The following is a 10,314-nucleotide window of genomic DNA, read 5'->3' as shown; positions in this document are numbered from 1 at the left end:
TGCAACGCTGAGCGATTCAACCGCCGGATGCGGAAAACCGCACGTCCGGTGGTGTGGGAGGGGTGACGGGCTGGTCCCGTCACCTCGACCCAATCTGGCTTCTGTGCAAGCCGCAGGGTTCGGGTGCGCCGCGGAATCTGTGGGAGCGGGCGTTGCCCGCGATGAGGCCCGCAAGCAAAAGCAAAAAGCCCGCCTTCGACAGGCGGGCTTCTGGTTCAGGCTGCTAGCGCAGTCCGCATCAACGCTTCGGATTCAGCGTCAGGTGCACGTTGCGGTTCACATCCTTGTACAGCAGGTAGCGGAACGGGCCAGGGCCACCGGAGTAGCAGGCCTGCGGGCAGAAGGCGCGCAGCCACATGAAGTCGCCGGCTTCCACTTCCACCCAGTCCTGGTTCAGGCGATACACCGCCTTGCCTTCCAGTACGTACAGGCCGTGTTCCATGACGTGGGTCTCGGCGAACGGAATCACGCCGCCCGGCTGGAAGGTCACGATGTTGACGTGCATGTCGTGGCGCATGTCGGCCATGTCGACGAAGCGCGTGGTGACCCAGGCGCCATCGGTGCCCGGCATCGGGATCGGGGTGATGTCCTGTTCGTTGGTGACGAACGCTTCCGGATGCGCCAGGCCTTCGACAGCCTCGTAGTGCTTGCGTATCCAGTGGAAGGTGACGTTGGCGTTGCTGTTGTTGCGCAGGCTCCACTCGGCCGCCGGCGGAATGAAGGCGTAGCCACCCGGCTTGAGGGTGTACGGCTTGCCCTGCAGGGTGATGTCGACTTCACCTTCGACGACGAACAGTACCGCTTCGGCGTTCTTGTCCAGCTCAGGACGCTCGCTGCCGCCTTCCGGCGCGACTTCGACGATGTACTGGGAGAAGGTTTCGGCGAAACCGGACAGCGGGCGGGCGATGACCCACATGCGCATCTTGTCCCAGAAGGGCAGATGGCTGGTGACGATGTCGCGCATCACGCCTTTCGGGATGACGGCATAGGCTTCGGTGAACATCGCACGGTCTGTCAGCAGCTCGGTCTGAGCCGGGTGCCCGCCGTGAGGGGCGAAGTAGGATTTCGACATGGTCAGTCTCGGGTGTTTGTTGTTGTGTCCCCGGGGCCGCCTGGATGGTCGTGCTGCCGGGGCTTGCAGCTCTACAGTATGAGCATCGCGGTGCATCCACAAATTAAATGTTGGAATTCTTGGTATTTGATTACTGAATGGGTGTCGGGGACACCACACCCTGGCGTTCGGCCACGGCGCGCAAGGTCTTCAGGGTGATCATCGGGGCGTCGATGACGAACTGGTTGGCCAGCCAGGCGGGGATATCGCCGGCGGGATCGGCCTGCATTTCGTAGGTCACTTCGGTTTGCCGTTCGCCCTTGGGGATCATCTGCCAGGTGCCCTGCAGGCGGGTGACGCGAATCTGTCCCGGCTCGCGCGCAACCATGCCGGGCACGGCCGTGAGATGGCGGACCAGGCTGCCGTCGTCAGCGCGCTCGGTCTGCACCTTGAGCACCATGTCGCGGGTGGTGGTGGGCCAGGGCAGGGCGGTGGTCAGGTAGACCCAGGTGGTATCGCCCTCGACCTTGAGCAGGCGCATGTCGGCGCAGGCGTACAGCCATTTGCAGGCCACCCGCAGGTTTTCCTGCAGGTCGCTGAGGGTGCGGACATCGGCCTTGATCGTGGCGATGCCGCGAAAGCTCTGGTATTTCGAGCCGGGGACATCGCGCAGGTAGACCTGGATGCCGGCTTCTTTGTGGGCCAGGTGCCAGGGTTCGGCGGCCTGGGTGGGGCTCAGGAGCAGGAGCAGGGTCAGGAGGATGAGGCGCTGCATGGCGGGTGGTCTGGCTGGGGGGGGTGGTTTCAGGATAGTTGGGATTTGTGTGGGTTCTACGGGGTCGATCGTTATGGTTTGGGGAGCCGTGTCACGGCCGCCAGGTGCCTGTCTTGAGTCTTGCGGCGCTCTGAAGATCGAGCGCCGCCCGCGCGGCGCATCGCTGTGCATGACGATGCTCTTGTGGCGCCCTCAAGATCGAGCGCCGTCCGCACGGCGCATCGCGGGCAACGCCCGCTCCCACATCTATGGTCCCTCCCGTTTCTGCAATACTGATTACTGGATGATGTGGGCGGCTTGCCGCAATCTATTCGGCGTCAAACCCAAGTTCGCGCCACGATGGAAATCGCGCCTGATGATCCTGAATATTTGTACGGTTTCTAAAACCGTGTGGGAGCCCAGGTTTTTCATCAGGTCGGTAGGCCGTTTACGTCATCTGTTATCCAGCATCGCAAAACCAGGTGGGTGGTGCTTGGTAACGGCAGGGTCAGGCGTTCAGCACGCTTGGCCTTGCCTCATAAATTCCATGGGTATGGGCCAATGCCCAGGCAATTCGAGCCAGTTTGTTGGCCAGCGCACAAACCACCACGTTTCGATGGTGTCCAACCAGCATCTTGCGTACCCAGTCAGCTAGCGCGCCAGTCTGTCGGTCAAGATGCAGGATGAACGTGTTTGAGCACTGCACTGCCAAGCGCCGCTCATTCGGATTGCCTCGCTTACTGATTCCTAGCAAACGTGGTCGTCCGCCGGTCGTATGTTGTCGAGGCACCAGTCCGATGGACGCTGCATAGTCCCGGCCACATTTGAACTGCTTGCCGTCGCCGATAGTTGCAGCCAGGACGCTGGAGGTGATCGGCCCAACGCACGGGATAGTCATCAAGCGCGAGGCTAGATCATCTTCAGCGGCCTGGCTCCTCACCTCCTTGGTCAATGCGTCGATCCGCCCGTCCAGATAAACGAAATGTGCATGCAGATCCTGCAGCAGGCGAATCACCAAGGGGGGCGCCTTCAGTTCTTCAAGGATGACGGGGAGCTTTCTGATCGTCGCGAAGCTGGGCTGAAGTGCCATACCGAACTCCAGCAGATAAGCGTGAATACGATTGGAGGTTGCCGTTCGGTCGTGAATGAATGCATCGCGGATACCGTTGAGCAAACACAGTGCCTGCTGTTGTTCAGTCTTGAGTGCAACGAAGCGCATCGCGGGCCGGCTTGCTGCCTCACCAATCGCCTCGGCATCGGCAAAATCGTTCTTGTTGCTTTTGACGAAAGGACTGACGTGCTGTGCGGCGATCAACCGTGGTTCATGGCCGCAGCTGGCGGCGAATCGGCCCATGTAGTGAGCCCCGCCACAGGCTTCCATGGCCAAGGTACACACTGGAAGTTGGGCGATGAACTCGAACACCTTGGTACGTGAAACCTTACAGCTGAAGAGCTTGTTGCCGGAGCCGTCCTGACCATGAAAGTGGAAGCAGTTTTTACCCAGGTCGACACTGGTGAGCGTTAGATTTGCAGTCTTCATGGTGGCGGTCTCCGAGAGGTTCCCCCGACTGAAAGGGTAGGCGTTCAGTCGGGGGCGGAAGGGAGGGACCATTCCATTATTTGTTGCAACGTACCTATGCCTGACAGGCCATGGTTGTCCGCCTTGTCGGCACGACGCGATACCGAGCCGAACCCAACAGCTTCCCCGCGATGCATCGCCGAAAGACAAAGGCTGACAACCCAAATCCCACAGGCCATGGCACGTTGCAACCGATGTGGGAGCGGATTCATCCGCGATGCGCCGCGCGGGCGGCGCTCGATCTTCAGAGCGCTGCAACACTCACGACAGGCACCTGGCAGCCCTGATGCGCCTCTCTGGCAAGCCCCATACACCACAGGGCCTGCATCCGCTCCACTCAGAACAACCACTGCACCCCAAGCGAATACCCGGCCTGATTGCCCTCGGCATGGGCGAACCGGCTATTGGCCTCGGCGAATACCCCCAACTGCTCGCTCAGCATCAACTGCGCACCCAGTTGCGCGCGCCCGAAATTCTTGTCCACGGCGCTCAGGTCCGCCACCCGCACGCGGCCATCGGCGCGGCTGGTCAGGTCGATTTCGTCCAGGCGCCCGTCGGCCAGCTCGCGCACCCAGCGCACACTGGCGTACGGCTTGATCGCCATGCCGGCACCCAGGGCGAGATCGCCGTGCAGGCGCCAGCCAAGGCTGGCCTCGACGGTGTCGTAGTCCTGCTCCTGGAAACCGAGGGCGGTGCGCAGCGCCTCGTCCTCGTCGAAGTCGTCGATACGGTAGTGGACATGATCCAGCCCCGCCACCGGCCCGGTCTTCAACCCGCCGAAGGTGAAGTCGTAACCGCCCTCGACCCGCGCGCCCCAGAACAGCGCCGAGGTATCGCCCGTCAGACGCTGATCCAGCAGCACCGGCCCGCCCTGGGCCTGGATGAACACCGAACGCCGGGTATCGAGGCGGCTGTGCCCGACACTCAATTCACCCGCCAGCCAGCCCGGACCGTCAGCGTCGAACAGGCCGAAGACCCCCGCCTGCCAGGTATCCCCCTCGACCCGCCCGCCATGCTCGAGCTGATCGCGACTGCGCTCGAAGCTGAGGCTGGCACCGACGGTCGCTGCCTCGCTCAGGCGATAGTCGCCGAGCAGATGCAGGCCAAGGCGCTTCGACTCGGGATTGCCCGGTGCATCGAAACCACTGTCCGGCGACACCTCGCCCTCGACCCCCACTTCGCCATCGACGCTGCCCACCGTCCGCTCGCTGCCCAACAGGCTCAGCCAACGCCGATCGTGCAGGCGGGTCATGGCCTGGTGCTGGCGCTGCAACTGGTCTTCCATCTGCCGTGCCAGGGCGCCGCCGGAGGCGTTGGAGGCGAGCAGGTCGGCGTTGGTCAGCTCCAGCAGCAGGCGCGTCAGCAGCCGCGAGAAGTCGCGCAGGCGCTGGTCGATGCGTTCCTGGCCGAAGGCATTGGTCAGCACGGCCTGGTTGTCCTCCCTCGGGTCGTGCCAGGTGGAGCCGCCGGGAATGGCCGGGTTGTCGGTCTGCTGGTAGCCGTCGAGATCGCCCAGCTCCCAGTTGGTCGCCTCGATGAACAGCACCGGTACGCCAAGACCGTTGAAGCTCTCGCCGTCGCTGCAGCAACCGGTGCCGGCGGGGTATTCGGCATTCAGGCCGGGGTTGCTGAACAGGTCGATCTTCAGTTCCCGGGCGATGCGCAGCAACTGGTTGCGGTAAGCGCCGAGGGCCGGGTTGTCCACCGCGTTGCTGGCGGCGTGGGCGTACATGCGGTCGCCGGTGATCAGGCTGTCGAGGTTGATCATGCCCAGCAGGTTGGCGCGCTGGCTGTCGCTGAGCGCGGCGACGTAGGCGCGCGAACCGCGCAGGCCTTCCTCCTCGGCACCGAAGCCGACCACTTGCAGGCCGTTCTCCAGGGGCAGGCCGCCGAGGTTGCGGGCGATCTCGGTAAGCACCGCGGCGCCGGAAGCGTTGTCGTCCAGACCCTGCAGGGTAGGGCGGCCGTAGTAGGTGTCGAAGTGGGCACCGAGCACCACGTAGTTGCTGCTGCTACCGGCGGCGGAAGCGATGACGTTCTGCGAACTGCGGTTGCCGGACCAGGTGAAGTCCTGGCGGCTGGTCTGGTAGCCGAAGCTCAACTGCGACTGCATCCAGTCGGCGGCGCCGGCGAAATTGGCGGTGCCGCGGTAACGGCCGGGGTAGTCGTTGATCAGCCGGTCGAGGGTCTGTCCGGCGTGGTCTCCGTAGTCGTAGGCATCGGCCTCGGCGCTGAGCAGGGAAGATCCGATGGCGACGGCGATGGCGAGGGGTTTGAGCACGGCACTTGTCCTTGTGTGTCGGTAGGCGTGGGCATCTTGACGATGCGACGGCGTAGCGACAGCAGGAAGCGGGCCGGTTTGTGACAGATTTTTGTGAGTTGGCGGGTCAGGCACGGGAGGTTGGCGGATTCATCGCCGGTCTGCCCGAGAAGCGGCAAGAGAAATGTTCCCACAAGTGACCGATGGCGCTTGTGGGAACATCGCTTGCCTGGCTTCAGAGCAGCGGTTCGTTCCTCCTCGCCTGGCGTTCGCGCTCGACCTCCTCCAGGCGTTTGCGCAGGCTGCCGTCATCGCCTTCGAGCAGGCGCTCCTTCACCGCGTTGCTGCATTTGCCCTGGTTATAGGGCCACAGCAGGTTCCTCATGATCTGCACGCGCACCGATTCATCCGGGTCATTGGCCAGCTTCATGTGGATTTCCTCGCTGCTGGGGAAGGCGAAGACGCCGAACAGCTTGTCCACCAGTTCCTTGCGCATCTCGCTGTCGGCATCGCTGGTCAGCACCTGCTGGGCCAGCAGGGAGAGCGGGTTCATGAATCCGGACTCCTCCAGCAACTTGTTTTTCACGCTGCGGTCGGCGTCCGCCGCCAGGCGTGCCTGGGCCGCCGGACACAGGCGATGGTTCTCCGCCAGGGCCAGGCGCACGCTGACGTTCGCGTCCCTGGCCAGGCGCGCCTGTACCTCCTCGTTCAGTTGCGTGCCGAACCAGTTGTCTTCCGCGCCCTTGGCCAGGATCTCGCGTACGCTGACCGCGGGGTCTTCGGCCAGCAGCAACTGCGCGGCAAAATCCAGCTCCGGGTACACCGCCAGCAGTTTGCGCACCTCCAGGTCGCTGTCCTGCGCCAGCAGTTGCTGGGTCTTGCGTTCCAGGCGGCGGCTGACACCGTCCGGGCGCTGCAGCAGGCGGCTGCGCACGCTCTTGTCCGGATCGACGGCCAGCAGCAGTTGCGCGGGCTTGCGCACCCAGTCATTGCCGGCGAGGGCGAGCCGCACGCTGACGGCCTTGTCCCGTGCCAGTTGCAGCTCCAGGACCGGGTCCAGCCAGCCATGCTCACGGATCAGCGCGGCGCGCACGGATGCCTGCGGATCCTTGAGCAGCAGGCGTTCCACCTCCTCGCTGCGGTTCGGGTTATCGGCGAGTTTCTGCCGGACCCTGACTTCCTTGTGTGTTACCAGCACGCTTTGCAGCTCGGGCGCCAGGGCCGGGTTGCCGGCCAGGCCCTCGTGCAGCTCCACGGACTGCTCGCCCTGGGCCAGCAAGAGCGTTTGCAGCGCCACCGGCAGGTTGTGATTACGTGCCAGCAGCAGCTTGGGTTTGATCAGGTTCTGCTCGTCGAGCCAGGCCACGGCGCGCTCGGCAACGCTTGCAGCGGCGGTCGCGGCGGCCGCCGCGGTGCGGGCCTGGTTGCCGAGCAAGCCGCCGAAGATTCCCGCCCCGACGGCCACGTTCGTTGCCGAGCCGACCACGGCACCCAGCGCGGCGCCGGACGCTGCCGGCCTGTCGGCCGCTGGTGCCTCCAGTTGCGCGATCTGGGTCATCAGCGCTTCGCCGATTTCCGGGTTTATCGCCAGCGCCATGCGCACTTCTTCCCCGCCGCTTTTGAACAGCCGGGCGTAGTGCGCCTCGCCGAGATGGCGGTTGCAGGCCAGCTCCTTGCGCACGTCCGCCTGATCCATGATCAGCTTGTCGGCGACTTCCAGCGCCAGCGCCGCATTGCGCGCCAGGGTGACCCGCACCTCGACGCTGGGGTCCTCGGCCAGGCGTGCCTGCACTGGCCCGCTCAACGCCTCGTTGCCCGCCAGGGCGCGCCGGGTCTCGCTGTCGCCGTGTTCCAGCAGGTGTCGCTGGACAGCAGCCGTGATGCAGGCATTGTCCGCCAGCGCACGCTGGACCTCCGCCAGGTCGCCGGCGAGTCGTTGCTGAACGGTTTCGGACAGTTCCTCGCGGCGCGCCAGGTATTGGCGAACGCTCACGTTGGCGTCGTTCGCCAGATGCGCCTGGACACTTGGCGTGGGTTTTTGCGGCCAGCTCACCAGGCACTCGCGGACGTCGTCATTGCTGTCGTGCATCAGCGCTTCACTGGTTTCCAGGCTGATGCCCGGGTTGCCGGCGAGGGCTTTGCGCACGGCGTCGCTGGCGTCGGCGAGCAGCCGGGTCTGCACTTCGACGTTGAGCTGGCGGTTGCCGGCCAGGGCCTTGCGCACCTCCGGCGACTCGCTGTGGCTCAGGCCCATCTGTACCAGTGCCGAACCCAGGTGCGCGTTGTCCGCCAGTTCCACCTGCACCGCCTCGACGTCCTTGAGCAGGCACTGCAGGGTGGCGCTGGCCAGCGCCGGGTGCCTGGCGAGGGTCTGGCGCACTTCGCCCCGTGGATCCTGGGCCAACAGCAGTTGCGCCGCCGCGCCGAGGTTCTCGTTGCCGGCGAGGGCCTGGCGGACTTCCAGGCAATCCTTGACCAGCACCAGTTGCACGCTTTCCGGCAGCAGGGCTTCGCGGGTGCGCTCGGCCAGTTCCAGGCGCACGTCGACATCCTCGTCCTGGCTCAGGGTCAGTTGCACCGCCTCGCCGAGGTGCGCGAGCCTGGCGAGGACTTCGCGTACCTCGAAGGATTCGTCCCGGGCCAGCAGCGCCTGGGTCTCGGCATGCAGGTTGTCGTTTCTGGCCAGGTCGCAGCGCACCGCGACCAGCGGGTCCTTGCCGAGCAATTGCTGGATCTCGCCGCTGAGTTTTTCATTGCAGGCCAGGTAGCCCCGCACCGTCTGGTCGGCGTCGCCCAGCAGGCGACGGTGCAGGGCTTCGTGCTCGCTGTCGGCGGCGAGCTGGACCCTCTGTTCGACGCTCAGTTGCAGGCGCTCGAACTGCGAGGCCAGCAGGTCGTGGGGCGCATTGGCGTGCATGCAGGCCAGGTGCAGGAGGGCCAGGTCGTACCCCGGCTGGCCAGCCTCGATGTTGATGCGCAGGGTCAGCAGGCCTTCCGGACATTTCGGGTTGCCGTACACTGCGGTGCGCACGTCGAGGTCGGTGTCGCCGGCCAGTTTCTCCAGCAGGTCGTCCGGGCAGTCCTCGTGGGTCGCGACTTCCTTGCGCCGCAGGGCGTTGTGGCTGTCCGCCAGCTTGATCATTTCCGCCACGCTCAGGCCGTCGCAGGTCGAGGCGGGCTTGAGCTTCAGCTTCTCGAACAGCTCCTCGTACTTGCCGACCTGATCGCGCAGGGTCTCGCGCAGTGGCACGGTGAGCTTGATGGCTGTCTGGAGGTCTTCGAGCTTCAGCGCGCGGTTGTCGAGAAACGCCGCCTCCCGGGCTTCGTTGATCGCGTTCTGGATATCGGCACCGGCGTAGTCGCGGCATTGGCGGACCAGGGCGTGGCGCTCGTCCCGATTCAGTTCCAGGGCGTCGCCCTTGAGGTGGATGTCGAGAATCGCGCCGCGCTCGCTGCCGTTGGGAAAACCGACATAGAACACCTCGTCGAAGCGCCCCTTGCGCAGCAACTCCGGCGGCAGCGCGGTGATGTTGTTGGCCGTGGCGATGACGAACACCGCGCCGGTCTTTTCCTGCATCCAGGTCAGGAAGTAGCCGAACAGCCGCGACGACACCTCCGAGCCACTGCCGCTGGTCATGCCGACGAAGGCCTTTTCCAGCTCGTCGATCCACAGGATGCATGGGCTGACCGACTCGGCCATGGTCAGGGCGCGGCGCATGTTGTGCTCGCTCTCGCCGACGTACTTGCCGAGCAGCGAACCGATGTCCAGGCGCAGCAGCGGCAGCTGGAACAGCCCGGCCGCGGCCTTGGCGGTCAGCGACTTGCCGCAGCCGGGCATGCCGGCGATCAGCACCCCCTTGGGCGCCTGCACCCGCGCCGTGCGGGCCTCGCCGAGGCGGCGGAAGATCTGCGCGCGGCGCTGCAGCCATTGCTTGAGGTTTTCCAGACCGCCGATGTCCGTGGCGTTCTCGCTGACCCGAAGCATTTCCAGCACGCCGCTCTTGGCGATGATCTGTTCCTTCTCATGCTGGATCAGCGTCAGCGCGGCGTCGTTGATCTGCTCATGCTGCTGGCGGACCATGGCCAGCGCCGAGCGGATCTCTTCCTGGCTCAGGCCACTGCACGCGGCATGCAGGCGCTGGCGCAGGTTCTCCGGAACGGTCAGTTCGAAGCGCTGGCAGAGTTGTTCGAGCTGTTCGCTGATCTCCTCGCCACGCGGCAGCGGCAGCGGCAGCAGGGTGATCTGCGCTTCGATCTGCGGCGGGATGTGCAGGGTTTCCGAGACCAGCACCACCGCGGCCTTACCGCTGTGATGGCGCTGGATGCGGTTGAGCAACTGCTTCAGCCGCGCCACCGCCAGGGGCTGGTTTTCCAGGGCGCTGCGGGCGTCCTTGATGATGAACAGCTTGTGGTCCAGGTCATCGTCGAGCAGCGCCGGCAGGCTGCTGGCCAGGTCGGTCTCGGCGCCCTGGCTGCCCCGCGGCTGCTTGTTGAAGAAGTCCACCCAGCCGTAGCCGAGGTTCCATTCCTTGGGGTTCAGGCGCAGTTGCGCGGCGACGTCCTGCAGCATGCTGTCGACCCGCGCTTCTTCCCCGGAGTGGATGTACAGCCCCGGGTAGCCGGCGACCAGGTGGGATTTGATCTTGTCCTTGAGTTCGAGCAGGTTCATC

General features: G+C 64.9%; 5 protein-coding genes. All 5 read right to left on the bottom strand.

What is annotated here, in order from left to right; genetic code table 11:
* Positions 1-238: 238 nt before the first annotated feature.
* Positions 239-1,072, bottom strand: a complete 834-nt coding sequence (locus CHB99_RS24835; RefSeq protein WP_042126069.1) for a bifunctional allantoicase/(S)-ureidoglycine aminohydrolase — start codon at positions 1,070-1,072, stop codon at positions 239-241.
* Between the two features lie 130 nt (positions 1,073-1,202).
* On the bottom strand, positions 1,203-1,826 hold the full coding sequence (locus CHB99_RS24830; RefSeq protein WP_042126067.1) for an START domain-containing protein: 624 nt from the start codon (positions 1,824-1,826) through the stop codon (positions 1,203-1,205).
* Between the two features lie 487 nt (positions 1,827-2,313).
* Positions 2,314-3,345 (bottom strand): IS110 family RNA-guided transposase, encoded by a 1,032-nt coding sequence (locus CHB99_RS24825; RefSeq protein ID WP_042126075.1) that lies wholly within the window; start codon positions 3,343-3,345, stop codon positions 2,314-2,316.
* Between the two features lie 376 nt (positions 3,346-3,721).
* Complete coding sequence (locus tag CHB99_RS24820; protein WP_042126065.1) at positions 3,722-5,665, bottom strand: autotransporter outer membrane beta-barrel domain-containing protein; 1,944 nt, start codon at positions 5,663-5,665, stop codon at positions 3,722-3,724.
* A 214-nt stretch (positions 5,666-5,879) separates the two neighbouring features.
* Entirely contained in the window at positions 5,880-10,313 is a 4,434-nt protein-coding gene (locus CHB99_RS24815; RefSeq protein ID WP_042126063.1) for an AAA family ATPase, read from the bottom strand.
* Position 10,314 lies beyond the last annotated feature (1 nt).

It is taken from the genome of Pseudomonas japonica (assembly GCF_900188455.1).
Classification (GTDB): domain Bacteria; phylum Pseudomonadota; class Gammaproteobacteria; order Pseudomonadales; family Pseudomonadaceae; genus Aquipseudomonas; species Aquipseudomonas japonica.
Note: the sequence above shows the minus strand (reverse complement) of the source record. Positions and strands in the feature narration are given on the sequence as shown.

What these genes read in the sequence shown, in the direction of transcription:
- CHB99_RS24815 (WP_042126063.1), bottom strand. Translation starts at nt 10,313, where the DNA reads ATGAACCTGCTCGAACTCAAGGACAAGATCAAATCCCACCTGGTCGCC.
- CHB99_RS24830 (WP_042126067.1), bottom strand. Translation starts at nt 1,826, where the DNA reads ATGCAGCGCCTCATCCTCCTGACCCTGCTCCTGCTCCTGAGCCCCACC.
- CHB99_RS24825 (WP_042126075.1), bottom strand. Translation starts at nt 3,345, where the DNA reads ATGAAGACTGCAAATCTAACGCTCACCAGTGTCGACCTGGGTAAAAAC.
- CHB99_RS24835 (WP_042126069.1), bottom strand. Translation starts at nt 1,072, where the DNA reads ATGTCGAAATCCTACTTCGCCCCTCACGGCGGGCACCCGGCTCAGACC.